This window comes from Megasphaera sp. SC8-1 (assembly GCF_024436295.1).
Classification (GTDB): domain Bacteria; phylum Bacillota; class Negativicutes; order Veillonellales; family Megasphaeraceae; genus Megasphaera; species Megasphaera elsdenii.
On the sequence record NZ_JANFQH010000032.1, the window covers coordinates 12,499 to 34,601 of the forward strand.

The 22,103-nt window shown below is 56.5% G+C and carries 15 protein-coding genes; 14 read left to right on the forward strand and 1 reads right to left on the reverse strand.

Annotation, left to right across the window (positions count from 1 at the left end):
- Positions 1–49 precede the first annotated feature (49 nt).
- From mfd to NOS26_RS09955, 10 genes are all read left to right on the forward strand, one after another.
- Positions 50–3,334: a transcription-repair coupling factor gene (gene mfd / locus NOS26_RS09910; protein WP_072981156.1), complete on the forward strand. Its 3,285-nt coding sequence runs from the start codon at positions 50–52 to the stop codon at positions 3,332–3,334.
- Positions 3,327–4,898: a polysaccharide biosynthesis protein gene (locus NOS26_RS09915; RefSeq protein WP_072981158.1), complete on the forward strand. Its 1,572-nt coding sequence runs from the start codon at positions 3,327–3,329 to the stop codon at positions 4,896–4,898. The genes mfd and NOS26_RS09915 overlap by 8 nt, the downstream gene beginning before the upstream one ends.
- Before the next feature lie 47 nt (positions 4,899–4,945).
- The gene (locus NOS26_RS09920; protein ID WP_074786221.1) at positions 4,946–5,665 is read left to right on the forward strand and encodes a DUF554 domain-containing protein; all 720 of its coding nucleotides are present in this window, start codon (positions 4,946–4,948) and stop codon (positions 5,663–5,665) included.
- Positions 5,666–5,990: 325 nt separating this feature from the next.
- Positions 5,991–6,452, forward strand: coding sequence for a MarR family winged helix-turn-helix transcriptional regulator (locus NOS26_RS09925; protein ID WP_074786223.1), 462 nt, complete (start codon positions 5,991–5,993; stop codon positions 6,450–6,452).
- Positions 6,449–7,540 carry an efflux RND transporter periplasmic adaptor subunit gene (locus NOS26_RS09930; protein ID WP_074786225.1) on the forward strand — a complete coding sequence of 364 codons (1,092 nt, stop codon included), beginning with the start codon at positions 6,449–6,451 and terminating at the stop codon, positions 7,538–7,540. Before NOS26_RS09925 ends, NOS26_RS09930 begins: the two co-directional genes overlap by 4 nt.
- Positions 7,537–10,581, forward strand: a complete 3,045-nt coding sequence (locus NOS26_RS09935) for an efflux RND transporter permease subunit (RefSeq protein ID WP_074786227.1) — start codon at positions 7,537–7,539, stop codon at positions 10,579–10,581. The genes NOS26_RS09930 and NOS26_RS09935 overlap by 4 nt, the downstream gene beginning before the upstream one ends.
- Before the next feature lie 208 nt (positions 10,582–10,789).
- The gene (locus NOS26_RS09940; RefSeq protein ID WP_177183640.1) at positions 10,790–11,530 is read left to right on the forward strand and encodes a flavodoxin; all 741 of its coding nucleotides are present in this window, start codon (positions 10,790–10,792) and stop codon (positions 11,528–11,530) included.
- Positions 11,531–11,549: 19 nt separating this feature from the next.
- Positions 11,550–12,275, forward strand: a complete 726-nt coding sequence (locus tag NOS26_RS09945) for a flavodoxin (RefSeq protein WP_074786231.1) — start codon at positions 11,550–11,552, stop codon at positions 12,273–12,275.
- Positions 12,276–12,291: 16 nt separating this feature from the next.
- On the forward strand, positions 12,292–13,677 hold the full coding sequence (locus NOS26_RS09950) for an aldo/keto reductase (protein ID WP_074786233.1): 1,386 nt from the start codon (positions 12,292–12,294) through the stop codon (positions 13,675–13,677).
- Positions 13,678–15,135 (forward strand): 4Fe-4S binding protein, encoded by a 1,458-nt coding sequence (locus NOS26_RS09955; RefSeq protein WP_074786235.1) that lies wholly within the window; start codon positions 13,678–13,680, stop codon positions 15,133–15,135.
- A gap of 2 nt (positions 15,136–15,137) precedes the next feature.
- Here the strand turns inward: NOS26_RS09955 and NOS26_RS09960 are convergent, their stop codons facing one another.
- Positions 15,138–15,593, reverse strand: coding sequence for a DUF6173 family protein (locus tag NOS26_RS09960; protein ID WP_255917678.1), 456 nt, complete (start codon positions 15,591–15,593; stop codon positions 15,138–15,140).
- A 261-nt stretch (positions 15,594–15,854) separates the two neighbouring features.
- Here NOS26_RS09960 and NOS26_RS09965 point away from each other — a divergent pair, with 261 nt between their 5' ends.
- The 4 genes from NOS26_RS09965 (at position 15,855) to NOS26_RS09980 (ending at position 21,974) form a co-directional block, all read left to right on the forward strand.
- Positions 15,855–17,021 carry an aromatic amino acid transport family protein gene (locus NOS26_RS09965; RefSeq protein ID WP_255917679.1) on the forward strand — a complete coding sequence of 389 codons (1,167 nt, stop codon included), beginning with the start codon at positions 15,855–15,857 and terminating at the stop codon, positions 17,019–17,021.
- A gap of 179 nt (positions 17,022–17,200) precedes the next feature.
- Positions 17,201–18,745: a Ppx/GppA phosphatase family protein gene (locus NOS26_RS09970; protein WP_014016755.1), complete on the forward strand. Its 1,545-nt coding sequence runs from the start codon at positions 17,201–17,203 to the stop codon at positions 18,743–18,745.
- A gap of 7 nt (positions 18,746–18,752) precedes the next feature.
- On the forward strand, positions 18,753–20,909 hold the full coding sequence (gene ppk1 / locus NOS26_RS09975; RefSeq protein ID WP_255917680.1) for a polyphosphate kinase 1: 2,157 nt from the start codon (positions 18,753–18,755) through the stop codon (positions 20,907–20,909).
- A gap of 57 nt (positions 20,910–20,966) precedes the next feature.
- A complete protein-coding gene (locus tag NOS26_RS09980) occupies positions 20,967–21,974 on the forward strand; it encodes a 3D domain-containing protein (protein ID WP_014016753.1) in 1,008 nt (335 codons plus the stop codon).
- The last annotated feature ends 129 nt before the right edge of the window (positions 21,975–22,103 follow it).

Genomic DNA, 22,103 nt, shown 5'->3' on the forward strand with positions numbered 1-22,103 from the left:
GGGACCATCTCCCTGTGACAGCCCCAATTTGTCATGAGGTAAAAATGATATGAAGCAATTCTTTCAATGGATGAATCAAGATGAAAATATCCGAGAGGCTGTGACGGCGTTTTCTCAGCCGGGCTGCCATAGCATCTATGGTCTCAGCGGCTCGGTCAAGAGCGCCCTCGTCGCCAAGGCCTTGACGGAACGGCCGGGACAGGCTGTCCTTGTCGTCCCGTCGCGGGAACAGGCAGCGTCCTGGCGGGCAGACCTGGCCTTTTTGGCTCCGGACCTGCCGGTCCTGGACTTTCCCGTCGTCGACAAGGCCGTCTTCACGACGACGGCCAAGAGCCTTGACCGGACGGCCCGGCAGATGGAAGCCCTGGGACGCCTGCGTCAGGGGGACCGCCTCCTGATCCTGGCGGCACCGGAAGAAGCCGCCCAGTACGTCATGGCGCCGCAGCGCATCGATGCCGCGGCTATCGACGTCGCCATCCATCAGGAGTACGACCGCGATGAGCTGCTGCAGCACCTCGTCGACGCCGGCTATGAACGGGTGGACCTGGTCGAACGGCGCGGCCATTTTTCCGTCCGCGGCGATATCGTCGATATCTACGCCGTCAATGAACCGCAGCCGCTGCGCCTGGAATTTTTTGGTGATGAACTGGACAGCCTGCGCACATTCGATGTGGACAGCCAGAAATCACAGGAACAGCGGGAGAAAGCCCGGATCCTGCCCATTTCCCTGACGGTCCAGGATGATGAAAAATACACCCTCCTGGATTATGCTGAACAGGGCGTTATCATCTGGGATGAACCGAACCGCGTCCGCGAAGGCTTGAAGAAAATCCTCAAGGAATCGGATGACTATAAAGGCCGCCTGGCCTCCTGGAAGAACCTGGCAGGCGCTGAACGCCCAGGCCCGCAGCTCATCTTGTCGCTCATGGCCCAGTCCGTGCCGGACATGGTAGTGGACACGTCGGCCAGCTTTGCTGCCAAGATGATGGCCAGTTTCCAGAAGCAGTTCAACCTCCTGGAAGAAGAAGTGGACCACTGGCGGTCGTTAGGGAATACCCTCCTCTTCGTCATCAGCAGCCGCGACCGGCGGGCTTCGCTCCAGGCCTGGATGAAGCAGCACGAATTGCCGTTCCGTGACTATGACGAGGCCCAGAGCCCGGCCGGCGGGATCTACGTCGTCGAAGGGGAAATCCACGACGGTTTCGAACTGCCCTATGCCAAGGTCGTCGTCGTCGCCGAACGGGATGTCTTCGGCACGCAGAAGCGGCGCCTGCGCCATCATGCGGCCAAAGGCCAGGAAATCAACGTCTTTACGGACCTCAAGCCCGGCGATTACGTCGTCCATGAAGTCCACGGCATTGGCCGCTACATCGGCATTAAGACCATTGAAATGGATGGCGTCCACAAGGATTATTTGGAAATCCACTATGCCGGCAAGGATATCCTCTACGTGCCGACAGACCAGTTGTCCCTGTTGCAGCGCTATATCGGCAACGAAGGGGATACGCCGAAATTACAGAAAATGGGCGGTTCCGACTGGCAGAAGACGCGGGCCAAGGCCCAGAAGTCCATTACCGACCTGGCAGAGAAACTCGTCGCCCTCTATGCTAAGCGGGAAGTCGTCCAAGGTTATGCCTTTCCGCCGGACACGCCGTTCCAAAAGGAATTTGAAGAAGCTTTCCCCTATGAAGAAACGGAAGATCAGCTGAAAGCCGTCCGCGACATCAAGGCCAGTATGGAACGGCCGACGCCGATGGACTGTCTGGTTTGCGGCGACGTCGGTTTCGGCAAGACGGAAGTGGCCATGCGGGCCATCTTCAAAGCCGTCACAGCAGGCAAACAGGTGGCCGTCCTGGTGCCGACGACGGTTTTGTCGCAACAGCATTTCCAGACCTTCATGGAACGCTTCGGCCCCTTTGGCGTCCACGTCGACGTCCTCAACCGCTTCCGTTCCTATAAAGAAAAGAAAGATATCCTGGCCCGGACCTTGACAGGCGATATCGACGTCCTCATCGGGACCCACAGCCTACTCAATAAAAAGGTCAAGTTCAAGGACCTGGGCCTCTTGGTCGTCGATGAAGAACAGCGCTTCGGCGTAGCCCAGAAGGAAAAGTGGAAGGCCTGGGCGGCCAACATCGATGTCCTGTCCCTGAGCGCGACGCCCATTCCGCGGACGCTGCACATGTCCCTGGTCAACTTGCGGGAAATGTGCGTCATCGAAACGCCGCCGACCGACCGTTTCCCCGTCCAGACCTATGTGACCGAATACGACGCCCGCATCGTCAGCGATGCCATTATGCGCGAAAAACGGCGGGGCGGTCAGGTCTTCTTCGTCTACAACCGCGTCGCGACCATCGAAAAGATGAAAGACGAACTCCAGGCCCTCTTGCCGGATGTGACCATTGGCATCGCCCACGGCCAGATGGCCGGGAGTCTGCTGGAATCGGTCATGTTCGATTTCTATGAAGGTAAATACGACGTCCTCCTCTGTTCGAGCCTCGTCGAAAACGGTCTGGACGTAGCCAATGCCAATACGATCATCATTTACGACGCCGACCATTTTGGTCTGTCCCAGCTCTATCAGATGCGCGGCCGCGTCGGCCGGAGCCACCGCATGGCCTATGCTTATTTCCTCTACCGCCGCGACAAGGTCCTGTCGGAAGTCGCTGAAAAGCGATTGCAGGCCATCAAGGAATTTACCGAACTCGGGTCGGGCTTCAAGATTGCCATGCGCGACCTGGAAATCCGCGGTGCCGGCAACCTCCTGGGCCGGGAACAGCACGGCAATATCGCCAGCGTCGGTTTTGCCATGTACTGTCACATGCTGGAAGATGCCATCGCCAAGGCCCAGACCGGCAAGGACGTGGCGCCGCCACCGCCGGAAACGGTCATGGAAATCCATGTCGACGCCTTCATCGACGACGACTATATCCAGAATGGCGGTCAGAAAATCGAAATGTACCAGCGCCTGGCTGTCTTATCGTCGAAAGAGGAACTGGCCGGCCTGCGCCAGGAACTGGCCGACCGCTATGGCAAGCCGAGCCAGCCCGTAGAAAAACTCCTGCAGGTCACGGAAACGCGCCTCGATGCCAAGGCTCAGGGCCTGGTACTCATCGCCCAGAAGAAGGATGTCCTGGAATTGAAATGGCAGCGCGTCGCCGATATGCCGGACCTTCCCAACTTGGAACCGTCCCTGCGCCGCCGTTTCCGCCTGGTGCCCAATCTGCCCGTCATGGTCCGCGTCTCCCTGGCAGGGATTTCCGACGTCCTGGCCTTCATCCAGACCCTGCTGGCGGCTTTTTCATCATTGAGAAAGGGGAATTCCCTTGAGTAAGAACTCCTTTTTACGGGGCGCCATGGTCCTCACCATGGCCGGTATCGTCGTCAAGATCTTAGGCGGGCTGAACCGTATTTTATTGTCGCGCCTCTTGGGCGGCGAGGGCATCGGCCTCTATCAGATGGCTTATCCCGTCTATATCCTGCTTTTGAGCATCATCGGCGCCGGGATTCCCATTGCCGTGTCCATCATGATCGCTGAAGAAGCGGCCAAAGGCCATTACAGCGGTGTCCGCCGCATCTTTCACGTGACCCTGGCCTTTATGACCGTCGTCGCCGTCGTCTGCGGCCTGGCCCTGCCTTTTGGCGCCCATGGCCTGGTTACGATGGGCATCGTCCGCGACAGCCGGGCCTTCCCGGCCCTGGCCGTGCTGGCGCCGGCCTTGAGCTTGTCGGTCGTGGCCTGCTGCTTCCGCGGCTATTTCCAGGGCCTGCAGCTCATGACACCGACGGCCTTGTCCCAGATGGCGGATCAATTCGTCCGGGTCTGTACGATGCTCGTCCTGGCCTGGCTCCTGCTGCCGAAGGGGCTGGAGTGGGCCGCAGCCGGTGCGGCCTTTGGTGCCGTCCCCGGGGCGACTGCCGGGCTGCTGCTCATCACCTTCTTATATTACCGCTACAGCCGCCAGCCTATGCCCGAAGATGACGGCGTCTTCCGCGTCCAGTCGCCACGGCGCATCATCCGCCGGCTCATTGTCCTGGCCGTGCCCGTGGCGGCAGCCAATATGCTCCTGCCGGCCGTGGCCAGCATCGACTTGTTCATCGTGCCCTTGCGCCTGGAAGCGGCTGGTTACAGTACGCATGAAGCGACGGCCCTCTATGGCTACCTGACGGGTATGGCCAACGGCCTGGTCCAGCTGCCGGCCATCTTGACCATCGCCTTGGCGACGAGCCTCGTCCCGGCCGTATCGGCGGCTTTTTCCCGTCATGATCGGGACGTCATCCTCGACCGGACCGACACGGCCATGCGCATTGCCAACGTCATCACCGTACCGGCCTGCCTGGGCCTGGCCGTCCTGGCCGTGCCCATTTCCCGGCTCCTCTACGCGACGCCGGCAGCGGGACCGGCTATCTGCGTCCTGTCCATTTCCGTCTTCCTCGTCGGTCTCCAGCAGATTACCAGCGGCCTCCTGCAGGGCATGGGCCATACGGCGGTCCCCCTGTACAATATGGCTGCTGCAGCCGTTGTCAAAATCGTCCTCAGCTGGCATCTGACGGCCATTCCCTGGCTGGGTGAAGTCGGCGCCGCCTGGGCGACCAATGCCGACCTGGCTGTCGCGACGGCGCTCAATTTGTACTTTGCCCATAAATACATCGCCTACCGCGTCCAATGGCGCTACGTGGGTAAACTCTTCCTGGCCGGTGCCGCCATGGCCGGTACGGCCTGGCTCGTCCATCACGCCCTGATCGTCCTCTTCGGCAACGCCGCAGCCACCCTCATCGCCATGATGGCCGCCGCCCTGGTCTACCTCATAGGCCTCATCGTCTTCCGGGCCCTGACCGTCGAAGACATCGAAAAGATTCCCGTCATCGGGAAAAAAGTGAGCCGGCGGATACCTTGAAGTTCGCCGGCATCTGTTTTTATTTTTTTTAGAAAGGCGGGAATTTTTTGTTTCCAGGAATAGGTGTTTTAGCGAATGTATTGGGCATTGTCGGTGGTGGACTCTTGGGGCTGGGGTGCGGACGGCTGATATCAGAGCGTTTCCAAAAGGCCATCATGATGGCCTGCGCTGTGGCGGTCATATTCCTCGGTTTGACGGGAACGGTCAAAGAGATGCTGCAAATCGGCGCTGATGGGGGAGTGACGCTCGTCGGGACGAACTGTATGCTTGCGAGTCTCATCGGTGGTGCAGTCATCGGTGAAGCCATCGACCTCGAAGACCGCATGGAGCGTTTCGGGCACTGGCTCCAGCAGAAGACGGGCAGTGGCGGTGACACGCGATTCGTCGAAGGCTTCGTCACGGCATCCCTGACAGTCTGCATCGGTGCCATGGCCGTCATCGGTTCTATCAACGACCGCCTGCTCAGTGACCCCTCTGTCCTGTTCGCCAAGACGGTAATCGATGCCGTCATCGTCATGATCATGACATCGGCGCTGGGCAAGGGCTGCATCTTTTCCGCAATTTCTGTCGGCATCTTCCAGGGAATCATCTTCCTGCTGGCCGGCTTTCTCGAACCTATCATGACGCCTGCTGCTCTAAAGAGCCTCAGCGCCGTCGGCAATATCCTGATTTTCTGTGTCGGTACGAACCTCTTCGGCCTGCCTCACGTGCGCATTGCCAACCTGCTGCCGGCACTCATCATCGCTGTCGTGTGGGTGCTGGTCTGATTCCAGGACATCCCTGTATGGAATCGGAATACGATGCGGCGTTCCACCGCGATAAATTCGAACTAACAACGGCGCCTCGGGATACCCTCAGCGCGTAGCGGGCCGCCTTTACAGGACGGCCCCTACGATGGCCCCAATCGGGGCCTTTTTTTACGAGCCGAGGGTCACTCGAGGCGATGTCGTCCGTTTGCATCTGTCGCCGCGCAGCGGCATTTGAGTCCGGGGCGGCCTGTGACAGCGCCTTGCTTTTTCCCCTTCTTTTTGCTATACTACAGATAGATAGTTGAGTAAATCAACTAATTACAGAGAAAAGGGGATGCGGAGCATGGATTATTTAAAGGTCAGCCATGATTTCAGCGTCATCAACCAGCGTTCGCAAGCCTATGTGACTGAGGCCTGTCGGCCGTGGAAGTTATCTTATTCGGAACACGTGACCCTCATGAGCCTGTACAGCCACGAGGGCTGCCGGCAGCATGAGCTCTGTCAGGTTATGAAGGCTGATAAGGCCTTGGTGGCCCGGAACTTGAAGACGCTCGAGGAAAAGGGATTCGTCAGCCGCCGCCAGCAGGGGACGGACCGGCGCTACAAGTATCTGTATTTGACGCCGAAGGCCATGGAACTGCAGGATACGATGGAAACGATTTTGAGAAAATGGGTCGACGTCCTCGTCCAAGGCATCGATGAGGCGACGCTGGGGCCGGCTTTGCAGCTCATGCATCAAGTGGCCGACAATGCTGCTGAAGCAAATATTGCCGCCCTTAATCCCCAAAAGGAGATGAAGCTATGAAACGCGATTGGAAATACACGGCCCTTGTCATCGCCATCGTGTCGGTTTTGGGGCTGACCGGCTGCGGCCAGCAGACGCAGCAGGCCGAACAGCCCCAGCTGGTCAAGGCCATCCAGGTCGGCAGCGAAAGGGCGGGTACGACGGCTGGAACCTATTCGGGGACCGTCAAAGGCCGTTACCAGAGTAATCTGTCCTTCCAGGCCGGCGGCCGCATTACGGCCCGCAACGTCCAGCTCGGCTCGCAGGTCCATGCCGGTGACGTCTTGATGACGGTCGATCCGAAGGATATTGCTCAGGCTGTCAACCAGACGCAGGCCAAGGTCGACGCTGCTGCTGCCCAGCTCCAGCTGGCCCAATCCAATTTGAACCGCTATCAGCAATTATACGATATGGATGCCATCAGTGCGTCCGTCCTGGACCAGTACCAGACGGCCTACGACCAGGCTTCGGCCCAGTATAACCAGGCCCTGGCCGCTCAACAGGCTCAGGAAAATCAGTTGTCTTATACACAGCTCACGGCCGATGCCGACGGCGTCATTTCAGCCGTATCGGCCGAAGTCGGGCAGGTCGTCGCGGCCGGTCAGACTGTGGTCACCCTGGTTCATTCAGGGGACTTGGAAGTCCAGGTCAACGTGCCGGAAAATAAATTGGCCGATTTCCCGGTGGGCAAGAACGTGACCGTCACTTTCTGGGCCCTCCAGAACCAGCAGGCTGCCGGCGTCGTCCGCGAAGTGGCGCCCATGGCCGATGCAGCGTCGCGGACGTACCAGGTCAATATTTCCCTGCCCAATCCGCCGGACGGCATGCAGCTCGGCATGACGGCTACCGTGGCTAACGGCAGTGAACAGGCAGTGGCTGAAGATACTTTCGTCCTGCCGCTGGCCGCTATCTATCAGACTGGCGATACGCCCCAGGTCTGGGTCGTCGGGGAGGACAAGACTTTGTCCCTGAAAGATGTGACTGTCCAGGATTTTGGCGATAATAGCGTCAAGGTCACGGGTCTCAGCCGCGGCGATGTCGTCGTCACAGCCGGGGTCCATATGCTCAGTGAAGGTCAAAAAGTCCGCGTAGAGGGGGAAGATGAATGAAAAATTTATCGGAAGTCTCTATTCATAACCGCGTCCTCGTCTGGTACTTCATCATCCTCATCGCCATTGCCGGTATCTTTTCCTACATGAAACTGGGACGTATGGAAGACCCGACGTATACGGTGCGGACCATGGTCGTTTCCGTCGCCTGGCCGGGAGCTACGGCAGAACAGATGCAGGAACAGGTGACGGATAAGATCGAAAAGAAACTGCAAGATACGCCGAACCTGGATTATATCAAAAGTTATTCCCGGCCCGGCCAGTCGGTCATCTACGTCTATCTCGACGACAAGGCGCCGCGCGATAGTATCCGCAGCACGTGGCATGAAGTCCGCAATCTGACGGAAGACATGAAGAAGGACCTGCCTGAAGGCGTCTACGGCCCGTATTATAACGACCGCTTCGATGACGTCTACGGTTCTATCTATGCCGTCACCGGCGATGGTTATTCTTATGAAGAACTGCGCCAGAAGGCCGAAAAGATACGCCGCATGATGATGTCCGTCGACGATGTGAGCAAAGTCGAACTAGTCGGCGAACAATCGGAAAAGGTCTATATCGAAGTGGCTAATTCCAAATTGGCCGAACTGGGCATTGCGCCGACGACCATTGCCGATGCCGTCAAAGGCCAGAACCAGATGACGCCGGCCGGTATGGTCGATACTCAGTCGGATAACGTCTACCTGCGCCTGTCCGGTGTCTTTGAAGACGTCGAAGCCATCCGCAACCTGCCTATCAATGCCAATGGCCGCGTCTTCCGCCTGGGTGACATCGCCACGGTCGAACGGCGCTATACGGAACCGGCAGACCCGAAGATGTTCTACAACGGCAAACCGGCCGTCGGCATCGCCTTGTCCATGAAGAGCGGCGGCAATAACCTGAAGCTCGGTGAAAACCTGAAGAAATTGCAGGAAAGCGTCAAATCCGATTTGCCGGCAGGCATGGAAATCCACCAGGTATCGGACCAGCCGCAGGTCGTCAAAGAGTCTATCAGCGATTTTACCAATACCCTGCGCGAAGCTATCATCATCGTCCTCGTCGTCAGCTTCCTCAGCCTGGGCCTGCGGACGGGCCTGGTCGTCGCTTTCTGTATCCCTCTGGTCCTGACCGGCGTCTTCTGCGTCATGGAAGTGGCCGGCATTGATTTGCATAAGGTCTCCCTGGGCTCCCTGATCATCGCCCTGGGCCTCCTCGTCGACGACGCCATCATTGCCGTCGAAATGATGACCGTCCAGCTGGAGAAGGGCATGAACCGCGTCGATGCGGCCTGCTATGCCTTCAAGGCAACAGCCAAGCCCATGCTGACGGGGACGCTCATCACTTGCTCCGGCTTCATCCCCGTCGCCTTTGCCGATGGGGCGGCGTCGGAATTTTGTAAAGATTTGTTCCCTGTCATTACGGCGGCCCTGGTCTTGTCGTGGATCGTATCGGTCATGGTGGCGCCGCTCTTCGGCTATTACCTGATCAAGCCCAAGGTTGCCCAAGGGACGGAGCCGGAACCGTTGTACCAGAGCCGGTTCTACGTCTTCTTCCGCAAGGTCCTGACCTGGTGCCTGACTCATCGGGCCCTGGTCATCGGCGGGACAGCGGCCATGTTCATCTTGTCTGTCGGCTTGATGAAACTCATTCCCCAGGAATTTTTCCCACCCTCTCTCAGACCGGAACTCATCGTTGAAATGACCCTGCCTGAAGGCTCGTCCATGCAGGCGACGCAGAAAGAAGCGGCCCGCTTTGCCCAGTATCTCGACAGCCAGCAGGAAAAACTCAAGGATTATTCCTATTACGTCGGTGAAGGGGCGCCGCGTTTCGTCCTGACCATCGAACCGGTCCTGCCGGCCAACAACTACGCTCAGTTCGTCGTCGTTGCCAAGGATACCCAGACCAGGGAAGAATTGACGCAGTCCATCAAAGAGGAAATGGCCGATAAGTTCCCCAACGTCCGCTGCAACGTCAAGAACGTGCCCTTAGGGCCGCCGTCGGATTATCCCATTATGCTGCGCGTATCCGGCTACGATACGGATAAGGTCAAAGCCTATGCCCAGCAGATTGCAGCCCGCATCGCCAAGGACCCGAATACGGAAAATGTCTTCCTCAACTGGGATCAGAAGAATAAGATCATGCACGTCGACCTGGACCAGAATAAATTGCGGGCCATGGGGATTTCCGGTGAAGATATTGCCCAGACTTTGTATACGGAACTGTCCGGGGCGACAGTGGCCCAATACTATGCGGCTGACAAGACCATCGGTATCCAGCTGCGCCTTCAGGACAGCGACCGTAATGACCTGGCCAAAATCAAGAGCCTGCCCGTCTACGTAGGCCCGGCTGGTTATGTGCCGCTGGAACAGATTGCCACCATTTCCTATAAAGGTGAAGATGGCCTCATCTGGCGCCGCGATTTGAAGCCGACCATTACCATAAACGGCGGCATCAAGTCCGGTACGGCTAACGATGCGACGCAGAAAGCCTATGACTCCATTGCCGATATCCGGGAAAGCATGCCCTTTGGCTACACCGTCGAAGTCGACGGGGCCCTGGAAAACAGCCAGAAGTCCCTGAAATACCTCCTGGTTCCGGTACCGGTCATGGTCATCATTATCATGACACTGCTCATGTTCCAGCTGCGCAGTCCGTCGCTCATGTTCCTGGCCCTGATTACGGCGCCCATGGGACTTATCGGCGTCTCCTGGGGGATGCTCCTCTTCGGGAAATCCCTGGGCTTCGTCGCCGACTTGGGCATCCTGGCCCTGGGCGGCATGATCATCCGCAACTCCATCATCCTCCTGGACCAGATCCAGAAGCACATGGCCGCCGGTGAGGACCCGTGGCACGCCGTCATCGACTCGGCAGTCATGCGCTTCCGGCCCATCATGCTCACGGCCGCTGCGGCCATTTTGGGCATGATTCCCCTTATGCGCAGCGTCTTCTGGGGCCCCTTGGCCGTCGCCATTGCCAGTGGCCTCTTCGTCGCCACCGTCCTGACCCTGCTGGTCCTGCCGACGATGTACGCTGCCTGGTTCAAAGTAAAAAGAACGAGCTAGGTTCATGGTTCGTGGCTCTCCTTATTACTCCAAAGGAGGTTGTCTTAATACGACAGCCTCCTTTTTGTCATGCTGCCATACTCTAAAGACATTTCTAATAATATGTGATAAGCATTTCACATAACAGAAAATGGAAGGTATACTACAAATATGATATTGCTTTAAGTATAGACCATAGTGAATGTAAGAAAAAAAGGAGATGTCTATTATGAGGAAGAAAGTATTAGGTCTTGCTTGTGCCATGATGATGACGGCGTTCCTGACGGCTTGCGGTATCAGTGATATTACGGGTAAGTCAAGTTCATCTGGTAATCTGAGTCAGAAAGAGCTCACGAATCCGACCGTATCTGCGTCGGTAGTCCATCACCCCCAGGGAAACCCGCATAAGATTCTCATTGCCTATTTTACGTATCCGGAAAATACGGATGCCAAGGCCATCCATTCGGATAAGTACGACGTCATGAGTTCAGCCAGCCTGAAAGTCAAGGACGGCGTCGCTGTTGGCAATAATACGGTTATTGCTGATTATATCGCCAACCAGACTGGCGGCGATTTATTCTCTATCCTGACGGAAAAGCCCTATCCGACAAGTTATGAAGAAACTGTCGACCAAGGCAAGGCGGAAATTCAGAATCAGGAACTGCCTGCTTTGAAGAGTCATGTCGATGACCTCAGCGGCTACGATACGATTATCTTAGTTTATCCAAACTGGTGGAGCACCTTGCCAGCGCCGGTACAGTCGTTCCTGAAGGAAACGGATATGTCAGGAAAACAGGTCTACGCTATCGTCACATCCGGTGGCAGTGGGTTCTCCGACACCATCCAGAACATCCAGCAGACTGAACCGGGGGCTTCGGTCCACGAAGGATTTGCCCTGCATCATAAGGACATGGATAAAGCTGAAGAAATGACCCAGCATTGGCTGAATCAAATGGGGTTCACACAGTAAGTAAAATGGAGGGATTCTTATGAAATTGGTAAAAATCATGCGAGTTGTTTTCTTAGGGGCGGCTATGTTCCTGCTGACGGCCTGCGGCGAAACGGGAACTTCCGTGCAGAGCACGTCGGAAAATACAGCGTCGGCACCGGCTTCCGGCGTCTATGTGCCCAATCAGACGGGCAAGCCTATGTCGGAAGACATCAAAGATGAATTGGAAAGCAAACATAAACAGGAAGCAGCTGCCATCAAGACCATCCAGGAAGAACCGAAGGGCAGCCATAAAGGCCAGCGCATCCTCATCGCTTATTTCACCTGGGGCGGCCGGTCTGGCGAAGTGGCCCATATGATACAGGACAAAATTGGCGGTGACCTCTATGAAATCAAGCGCGACCCCGATTATTCCCGCGATTATTCGACGGTCCTCAAGGAATCGGCGCAGGAAGTTGATGAAAATGTCCATCCCCAATTAGCCGGCACACAGCCCGACCTGTCGCAGTACGATGTCATCGTCCTCGGCTATCCCTGCTGGTGGTTCACGGCGCCTATGACTATCCCGTCGTTCCTGGAAGGGAAAGATTTGAAGGGGAAACTCATCGTGCCTTACATGTGCTCTTACAGCAGCCCCTTTGAAGTCACCTTGCCGGCCTTGGCCGCAGCAGCTCCCGGTGCCCGCCTCTTTACAGGCCTGACCCTGGATAAAGATACGGATTACAGCGTCATCGATCCCTGGCTGGATAAGGCCGGATTGTTATAAGACAGGAGGAAGTAGGATGAGTCACGATATCAGCCGGCGGACTTTTTTGAAGCTCCTCGGCGGGGGACTGGCTGGGGCAGCTGCTGGCGGGGCTTTGGTGAAGCGCGAGGATATCCTGGCTTTTCTCGATGCCGATAAGGCTGCCGGGGCAGCCGGAACGGACTTGGGAAAAGTCACGACGCGCTACTATAAGCCCCTCGGGAAAGACTTGTCTCTCCTGGGCTTTGGCTGCATGCGCCTGCCGACGACCTTTACAGCGTCGGGCCGGGAAATAGATAAGGAATTAGGCGAGAAGATGGTCGATTTTGCCTATCGCCACGGCATCAATTATTTTGATACGGCCTGGTTCTACCACGACGGGAAGTCCGAAGCCTTCATCGGCCAGGCCTTGCAGAAATATCCCCGCGACACAGTCTATCTGGCCGACAAGATGCCGACGCCCATCTTGACGGGACTCGATCAGGCAAAGGATATCTTCCAGACCCAGCTCGACCGCTGCCAAGTTGCGTATTTCGACAACTACATGCTTCATTCCCTGACCAGTCAGGACCAGTTCGATGAACTTTACATCCAAGACGGCATCCTGGACTACCTCCGCCAGGAAAAAGCCCGGGGCCGCATCCGCTGCCTGGGCTTTTCCTTTCACGGTGACGTGCCCTTCTTTCATTATCTCCTGGACCAGTATGATTGGGATTTCTGCATGATCCAGCTCAACTATGCCGACTGGAACGAACCGGGCGAAGCGCCGTCAGGGAGCCGCCAGGCCGGGGACCTATATCGCAAGTGCCGAGAAAAGGATGTCCCCATTTTCGTCATGGAACCGGTCAAAGGCGGAAACCTGGCCAATCTGTCATCGTCGGCAGAAGCCATCTTGAAGCAGCAGCGGCCAGAGGCCAGCATGGCGTCGTGGGCCCTGCGCTGGGTCGGCTCTAAAGAAGGGGTCATCACCATGAATTCAGGCATGAGCAATTTGGAACAGGTCCTGGACAATATCCGGACCCTGAGCAATTTTCAGCCCTTATCGGCCGCCGAAGAGCGGGCTATCCAGCGCTCCCTGGGGAAGGAAGCCGGCAGCGGGGCCATTCCCTGTACCTATTGCCGTTACTGTGAACCCTGCCCCTACGGTGTCGACATCGCCGGAGTCTTTCATATCTACAACCGTTATGGCGAACCGGCTGGAATCGACGTGGACCATCCCCAAGGGGCTTCGGCAGCACAGGAGAAAGCCTTCCTGGCCCATTATCAGAATAACCTGGAACGGCCGCAGCGCGCTTCCCACTGTACAGCCTGCGGCCGCTGTCTGCCCAAGTGTCCGCAGCATATCGACATCCCTAAGCACGTGCGGGCCATTGATGATGTTGTCCAATATTTCGGGCGCGATACAGGAAAGGGGGTAGTGTAAATGCGGAACATGCTGCAACGGGGACGCATCGTTTTATCGTGGCTCCTGATGGGGGCCATGGTCCTGACCTTTGCTGGTATCGTAGCACCCGTGCTGCCGCAATGGCAGGTCCTGCCGGCTCTCTTGGCTGGGAATCTCCTGGTCATCGCCGTCATCATCGTCCTGACCCTGCTCCTGGGACGGATCTATTGCAGCGTCCTCTGTCCCTTGGGCATCAGCCAGGACTTCGTCTTCTGGCTGGCCAAACGGCGCAAAAAGAATCGCCGGAAATTTACTTTCCGGCGGGAACGGCGCATCGTGCGCTATAGTATCTTGATGTTGACCGGTCTGGCTTTCCTGGCCGGCTTGTCTGGTTTTGTGGGGCTGGTCGACCCGTACAGTATCTTTGGCCGCATCGTCCACGATGGACTGGGCCTGCCAGTTGCCTATGGCTGGAACGCTTTGGTCGGGGTCAACGAAAGCCACGGCTGGATTCCGGTGCTGAGCAAGACGGATATCCTCTGGCCGCCGCTGGCTGCCATGGCCCTGGCCGGGGTTTATTTCGTCGTCCTGACTGTCCTGGCCTGGCGCTATGGCCGAGCGTACTGCCATACTGTTTGCCCTGTCGGCACGCTGTTGGGAACCCTCAGCCGCTTCAGCCTGTTCCGGCCGGTCATCGACGGATCGCGCTGCATCCACTGCGGGGCCTGTGAAAAGACGTGCCGTTCGTCCTGCATCGACGTCGCCCATGGCTTCGTCGATACCAGCCGCTGCGTCGACTGCTTCGACTGCGTTGCCGTCTGTCCGAAAGGGGCCTTGACCTTTTCCCGGACCCTTCCGGTCAAGCTTCCGGAAAAAACGCTATCTGGTGAAGGTATCAGCCGACGGGAGATGCTGCTGACGACGGCCGTTGCCGCCGGGACCATCGCCGCAGGTCTGGCCCGCAGCCAGACCGTTGTTCCAGCCTTGATGGGGACGGGGAAGGGGAAGAAGAAAATCTTGCCGCCTGGGGCCGTTTCAGCCGATGCTTTTGCCCAGCGCTGTACGGCCTGCCATCTCTGTGTCAGCCGCTGTCCCAGCGGCGTCCTGGTGCCGGCCGTTTTGGAGAACGGCGCCTTGCAGATGGGCCAGCCCTACATGGATTTTTCTAAAGGCTACTGTGTCTATAACTGCAACTTTTGTTCTCAAGCCTGCCCGGCCGGTGCCATCCGTCCGCTGGAGCTGGCCGTGAAAGAAAAAACAAAAATCGGCATCGCCCGTTATGCCCAATTCCACTGTCTCATCGCCCGCGACGGCATCGTCTGCGGTAACTGTGCCCGCCATTGTCCCGTCAAGGCCATTACCCTGGTCGAGAACAAGGACGGGCGCAGCTACCCGCACGTCGATGGGGCGCGCTGTATCGGCTGCGGTTCCTGCGAGTATCACTGTCCGGCCAAACCGGCAGCTATTTCCATCAGCACCTTGCCGAAATCTTCGTGACTTCAGTCTTCCGGGTCGGTGGCGATATCCGGTTCGTTCTTGCGGTTGAAGCCGATGATGCGGCGCGGCTTTTCGATGTCGTCGTGGCGGGGGACGGCGACGAGGAGCAGGTTGAGCTGGGAAATATGCTGGACCAGTTCGACGGCCGATCCGTCGGACAATTCGCCGTAAAAGACGATCATGTTCGGATCCCAGTAGCCGATATCCTGGATGCTGTAGGTGATATCGCCAGCCGATACCAGGCGGCCGCCGGCCTGCATGTCGTCGGGCAGGCCCGACTCAAAGTTGTTGATCAGGGCGACGATGCGCTGATACATGTCTGAGGCCAGGTAGGGCGCTTCCGGATCTTCGTCTTCTTCCGGAACGGCGCCGGGCTGGAGGATCGTCAGTTCCTTTTCGGCTTCCGCGTCTTTTTCGGGAGTTCCTTGTTGTTTTTTCTTATCCATTACGTCTGCCATAAAAATCCCTCCTTATCATTTTCACTATATCATTTCGACATAGAAGGAGGCGATTCCTGCTGCTTTTTCTCAGGTGGCAGGATTTTTTTCTTGGAATCCCTATGCGGATATGGTATAATGGTCCAGACATGCTGACATCAGGTAACATATTTTCACACGAAAAGAGGTTTTTTCTTCATGGAATATGTGAACGAGTTGGACACTATATCGGCCAGAGCTGCGCAAAAGGATGCGGCTCTCAAGGTACATCGTCTTACGTTTATGGAGGCTACGATGATGGTCGTCGGGTCTACCATAGGTTCCGGTGTTTTAGGTTTAGCTTTTGCCAGTCGCAATGCCGGCTGGCCTGTCCTGCTTACGTGGCTTGTCGTAGCAGGCTTTTTTTCTATCATCTCCATGCTCTATGTCGCTGAAGCGACGCTGCGGACGACGAAGCCCTTGCAGCTGTCGGGCCTGGCAGAAAAGTACGTCGGCAAAATCGGTTCCTGGCTGATTTTCTTTTCCGTCGGGGCCACGTCTTTTTGCAGCCTCATCGCTTACACCAGCGGCTGCGGCAGGATATTGAGCGAATTTTTCGGTATTTCCCTGGAAATGGCCAGCTGCCTCTTTGCCCTCGGGGCGACGAGCGTCGTCTGGCTGGGCCTTAAGGCCACTGGGGTCGCTGAGAAATATTTGAGTTCAGGTATGACGGCCATGCTTATTCTTCTCGTCGGCGCGTCACTGTTTTCGGCCCGCGTACCTGTCGCAGATATTCTCTACGCCCATTGGACCTATGCCGTTCCGGTCTTCAATATCGCCGTCTTCTGCTATGCCGTCCAGTATATCGTTCCGGAAATCTCCCGGGGCTTCACGCATGACCCGGGGAAAATCGTCCCGTCCATCCTGGCCGGGGCCGGCATTTCCTTCGTCATCCTGGCTTTGGTCCCCTTGGCGGTCTTCCTCATGCTGCCAGTCGATGAAATTTCGGAAGTCGCATCCCTGTCTTGGGGCCGTGCCCTGGGATCTCCGGTCTTCTTCGTCATCGTCAACGCTTTCGCTTTCTGTGCCATGCTCACATCGTTCTGGGCCATTGCCGAAAGCTTCTTGACCAATATGATCGACCGCCTGGGCTTTAAATCGGAAACGGACATCCGTACGCGAGCCGGCTGCCTGGCCTTCATCGTCATCCCGCCAGTCCTCTTGGCTTACAGCGGCCTCATCGGTTTCGTCAACGCCATCTTCAGCGCCGGCACCTTCGGCGGCATCATCATGTCCATCCTGCCCGTCTTCATGCTGCGCAGCGCCCGTAAACACGGCGACCACGCACCGTGCTGGAGATGCGGCTGGATCGCTCACCCCATCATGCAGTTCCTCGTCGTTGTACTCTTTGCCAGTGCCGGCATCTACGCCATCTTTAGCCTATGCGGCTGGCTGCCTGCGGCGTGGTAGGAAAATTAATTGCTCAAAAAGAGGTTGTCTTCAGCGGACAGCCTCTTTTTTCTGTATCCCCACTGGGGAAAAACTGAAAATTTTTACAAAAAATATACATACATATGGTGACTTTCATGTATAATAAGGAGAGTATCAACTAGACAGCAACTATACCGTCAAGAAAAGTGGGGAGAATAATGGAAAAACAAACCCGGAATGTTTTCGGTATCATCCATATCGGGACGGTCAACATGACCTTGAAGGTCATTGCTTATTCGTCTTTGGACGACATGGAAATCATCGAAAATGTATCCCGAGAAGTGAAATATGGGGAAACGGTATTCCAGCGCCATCATGTCAGTTTTCAGTCTTTGAATGAAATCTGTCAGGTCCTGCTGGGGTTCCGCCAGCTCCTTCGCGATTACGATGTCAAGGATGTCCGAGTCTTGTCGACGACGGCTATTTGTGAGGCCGATAATTTGATCAATGTCCTCGACCAGATCCATATCCGCACGGGCTTCGATGTCGAAGTCATCCATATGACCAAGGAAATCTACTACAAGTTCTTTGGCCTTTATTATAATGTATTGAAAGGGAACTTTAATTTTGCCGATAAGGCCGTTATGCTCCTGGATATCACGTCCGGCGGCGTCGGCTTGACGTGCTGGAAGTCGGACCGCCTCTTGTTCCAGCAGAATATCCATATCGGTTCCTTGCGGATCCTGGAAAATTTCACGGAAAAGCAGCGCAATGAATTGACGTTCCCGACGGCCGTGCGCGAATATATTTACGGGACCCTCTATCCGCTCTGGAAGGGCGTCCAGCGGTATGATATCAAGTACATCGTCTTGTCCGGCCGCGGGGCCAATCTGGTATCGCGCCTCATGGGCAAGACCAGTGAGAACGGGTTGTTCCTGATTACGCCCGATGAGCTGCGCCAGTTCGTCTATTCTTTTAAAGGCGTCACGCCGTTCAAGCTCATGCAGCGCTTCGGCCTGTCCCAGAACCTGGCCAATGTCATCATGCCGACGATCCTCTTGTATTATGAACTGCTGCGCATCGTCGACATCGACATGCTGGTCGTCATGCCGACGACCTTCACCGAAGGCTATACCATGTACTATGTAGCCGATAAGACCCATAATGATTATATGGCCCATCTCCAGGGCCTGCTCCTGGACATGATGCGCCGCATGGCCAAGAAGTATTTGTCCGACTCCGCCCATTCCGCCCGCATCGAAGAATACGGCAACGTCCTCTTCCAGGCGCTGTACCAGTTCATCGGCCTCGATTACAGTTATAATTATCTGCTCCGCCTGGCCGCTATCTTCCACGAAACGGGGAAATTCATCAATATCCGCAAGCATAATCTTTGTACATACAACCTCATCATGGAAACGGACCTCTTCGGCCTGGCTGACGATGAAAAGGAAATCCTGGCGGCCGTCCTCTACTATGCCTTCGACGGCACCCTGCAGGAGGCATCACCGGTCTACCATGCCCTGACGCCGCGTCAGAAGGTCATTACGGCCAAACTGACGGCTATTTTCCGCCTGGCCGATTCCCTGGATAAGAGCCATTTGGGGAAAATCAGCGCCATCCGGGCTGAGCTCAAGGACGACCGACTCGTCGTCTCCTATACGGCAGAAGCCGATATTTCCCTGGAACGCTGGACATATCTGAAAATGGCCGTCGACTTTGCCGAAGTCTTTGGTATTTCGACGGAATTAGTGAAAGGATAGGATAATCATGGCAGATTTTACGAGTAGTCAATATTTTTTAAATCGTGAATGTACATGGGTCAAATTCAATGAACGGGTCCTGCGCGAAGCCATCGTCCCGTCCAATCCACTGCTGGAACAGCTGAACTTCGTCGCCATTGCCGCGTCGAACCTGGACGAATTTTTCATGATCCGCGTGGCCGGCGTCAAGCACCTCGTCGAAAGCGGCGTCAAGCACATCGATATCGCCGGCATGACGCCGCAGGAACAGTTCGATGCCATCCAGGAAATGGTCCATAAACTGGTCGACGACCAGTACCGCTATTATGGCGACATCCAGCAGAAACTGCAAGCCCACGGCCTGCATTTCATTCGTGTCGACGCTCTCGATGATGACCAGCGGCTGTGGCTGGAAAGCTTTTTTGAACGGGAAATCTATCCCGTCGTCACGCCCATGGCTGTCGATTCCAGCCATCCTTTTCCGTTCCTGACCAGTCTGAACCTGAACCTGGCCGTCCTCTTGCGCCGCAAGCAGGGGGACCGTTCCGTCAAGACGGCTATCCTGCCGGTTCCGACGTCGGTCATCGACCGCATCATCAAGGTCCCGGACAGCGTTTCCCCGGCCGGAAAACAGCATGACGGCCAGCAGTTCCTCTTCCTGGAAGATGTCATCGCCGCCTATGCGGAACGCTTCTTCCTGGGCTGCGACATCCTGGAAGTCGCACCGTTCCGCATCACCCGCGACGCTGACCTGGATATCGACGACGATGCCGAGGACCTTTTGATGGAAGTGGAAAAGAGCTTGAAGAAGCGCCGCAAAGGGGCGGCTGTCCGCCTGGAACTGGCGTCGACGGCGAGCCGCATGATCCGCGACTTCCTGCGTGACGAATTGCAGCTCGAAGAACGGGATGTATATGCCATCCCCGGTCCTCTGGACTGCAAGGTCTTTTTCTCCTTCGTCGGCATCGACGGCTATGATGACCTGCGCTATCCGCCGGTGACGCCGCAGCCGTCGTCGGAACTGGCTGCCATCGACGCGCCCGATTTCTGGTCGGCCATTGCCGAACGGGACGTCATGGTCCATCATCCTTACGAAACCTTTGAAACGGTGGAACACTTCATCCAGCTGGCGGCGACAGACCCGGATGTCCTGGCCATCAAGCAGACTTTGTACCGCGTCAGCAGCAAGTCGCCGATCATCGCGGCCCTGGCCCAGGCGGCAGAAAATGGCAAGCAGGTCACGGTCCTCATGGAAGTCAAGGCCCGTTTCGATGAAGAAAATAATATCCACATGGCCCGCAAGCTGGAAAAAGCCGGCTGCCATGTCATTTACGGCATCATGGGCCTCAAGACCCACTCCAAGATTACCCTCGTCGTCCGCCGTGAAGAAGATGGCATCCGCCGTTACGTCCACCTGGCGACGGGCAACTACAACGGCAAGACGGCCCGTATCTATACGGATGTCGGCATCTTGACGGCCAATACCCTCATCGGCGTCGATGCGTCGGCTTTCTTCAATCTCCTGTCGGGTTATTCCGATCCGCCTCAGTGGAATAAACTGGCCGTCGCGCCGCTCAATCTGAGGGAAACGATTTATCAGGAGATCGACCAGGAAATCGCCCAGGCCAAGGCTGGCAAGAAAGCCCTCATCGTGGCCAAGATGAATTCTCTCCTCGATAAATACGTCATTGCCAAGCTCTATGAAGCGTCGGCAGCCGGCGTCAAGATCCGCCTCATCGTCCGCGGCATCTGCGTCATCCGCCCGGGGCTGCCCGGCATCAGCGAAAACATCGAAGTCCACAGCATCGTCGGCCGCTTCCTGGAACACAGCCGCCTGTTCTACTTCTATAACGGCGGCAAGGAAGACGTCTTCATTTCGTCGGCTGACTGGATGCCGCGCAACCTCAATGAACGCGTTGAATTGATGACGCCCGTCGAATTTCCGCCGCATAAAGAACGGATCAAGCGTATCCTGAAAGTATATTTCGACGACAATGTCAAGGCCTATGCCATGAACAGCGACGGTTCGTACCGCTACCTGGCAGACGAACGCCAGGGCAAGCCTGTCAACGCCCAGGATACATGCCAGCGCCAGGCTGAACGGCTGGCATCGGAACGGAAGAAGGCGGCACGCCAGTTCCGCAAGGTCGTCCTGCGTCCACGTCCTGCTGAAGAAGACAAGTAAATTGACAAGCCTGCCGGTCTTTGCTAAAATGAAAAGAAAAGCTTTAGGAGGCATGGCATGGACTGGAAACGATTCAGTATGACTGGATTCAAGAATAAACGACCGATTACACGCATGTACGCCACGATGATCGCCTTATTGGTCATCGTGTCTTTGACGGGCTTCATCGACCGGGGGAAATCAGTGACCCTCGTCGCCGACGGCACGACCCGCCAGGTATATACTCACGCCGTCAATGAACAGGCTTTGATGCGGGAAAACAATATCGATATGGGCGATTACGATGAAATCGACGTATCGACGCAGAAGCTCGCCGACGGCAGTTACGTCAAGGTGCGCCGGGCCATCCCGGTGACCCTGGAATACCGGGGGCAGAAGCAGCAGGTCTATACGGCCAAGCACAATTCCCAGGAAGTAGCCGAACAGTACGGCTATAACAAGGAAAAGTACCGCCCTTATGGCGACGTACAGAAGCCGCTCCAGGCCGGGGAAAATATCGTCATCGGCCACGTCTCGCGCAAGACGATCACCGAAGATGAAGTGGTGCCGTACGCCATCGAAAGCATCCCTGATGAAACCCTGGGCCAGGGCGAAGAGAAAATCGTCCAGGAAGGGCAGAACGGCCGCAAACGGGTCAAGCTGAACATCGTCAGCGTCGACGGCCAGGTCGCCGACAAGGAAACGCTTTCGACGGAGCTCATTTCGGAAATGCAGCCGCTGATCCGCAAGGTCGGCACCAAGGAAACGGTTGAAATCAACACCAGTACCGGCGACGTATCCCATTACCAGAAGATCATCACCATGGAAGCCACGGCCTATCTGCCGACTGATGGCGACGGCCAGTGCATCACCCGCATGGGGACGCGGGCCCGTTATGGCGTCGTCGCCGTCGACCCCAACGTCATCCCCTTGGGTTCGACCGTCTTCATCCCCGGCTATGGCGTAGCCCGGGCCGAAGATACCGGCGGAGCCATCCTCGGCAACCGCATCGACCTCTGCATGGAAGACTACGATGCCTGCATGACCTTCGGCCGCCGCACCGTACCGGTCTATATCTTGAATTAAGGTTTGAATCATCCGCTACAAACTTCAAACACGTCCGCAAGGGCAGGCATTTGAAAAAATGCTTGCCCTTGTTTGTCATATATGCTATAATATCAAAGGTTTGAATACCAAGATACAAAATACACACGC

Bases quoted from the DNA above. Each gene is read 5' to 3' on its own strand.
- mfd (WP_072981156.1), top strand. From the start codon at position 50: ATGAAGCAATTCTTTCAATGGATGAATCAAGATGAAAATATCCGAGAG.
- NOS26_RS09925 (WP_074786223.1), top strand. From the start codon at position 5,991: ATGGATTATTTAAAGGTCAGCCATGATTTCAGCGTCATCAACCAGCGT.
- NOS26_RS09930 (WP_074786225.1), top strand. From the start codon at position 6,449: ATGAAACGCGATTGGAAATACACGGCCCTTGTCATCGCCATCGTGTCG.
- NOS26_RS09935 (WP_074786227.1), top strand. From the start codon at position 7,537: ATGAAAAATTTATCGGAAGTCTCTATTCATAACCGCGTCCTCGTCTGG.
- NOS26_RS09940 (WP_177183640.1), top strand. From the start codon at position 10,790: ATGAGGAAGAAAGTATTAGGTCTTGCTTGTGCCATGATGATGACGGCG.
- NOS26_RS09945 (WP_074786231.1), top strand. From the start codon at position 11,550: ATGAAATTGGTAAAAATCATGCGAGTTGTTTTCTTAGGGGCGGCTATG.
- NOS26_RS09950 (WP_074786233.1), top strand. From the start codon at position 12,292: ATGAGTCACGATATCAGCCGGCGGACTTTTTTGAAGCTCCTCGGCGGG.
- NOS26_RS09955 (WP_074786235.1), top strand. From the start codon at position 13,678: ATGCGGAACATGCTGCAACGGGGACGCATCGTTTTATCGTGGCTCCTG.
- NOS26_RS09960 (WP_255917678.1), bottom strand. From the start codon at position 15,593: ATGGCAGACGTAATGGATAAGAAAAAACAACAAGGAACTCCCGAAAAA.
- NOS26_RS09965 (WP_255917679.1), top strand. From the start codon at position 15,855: ATGGAGGCTACGATGATGGTCGTCGGGTCTACCATAGGTTCCGGTGTT.
- NOS26_RS09970 (WP_014016755.1), top strand. From the start codon at position 17,201: ATGGAAAAACAAACCCGGAATGTTTTCGGTATCATCCATATCGGGACG.
- ppk1 (WP_255917680.1), top strand. From the start codon at position 18,753: ATGGCAGATTTTACGAGTAGTCAATATTTTTTAAATCGTGAATGTACA.
- NOS26_RS09980 (WP_014016753.1), top strand. From the start codon at position 20,967: ATGGACTGGAAACGATTCAGTATGACTGGATTCAAGAATAAACGACCG.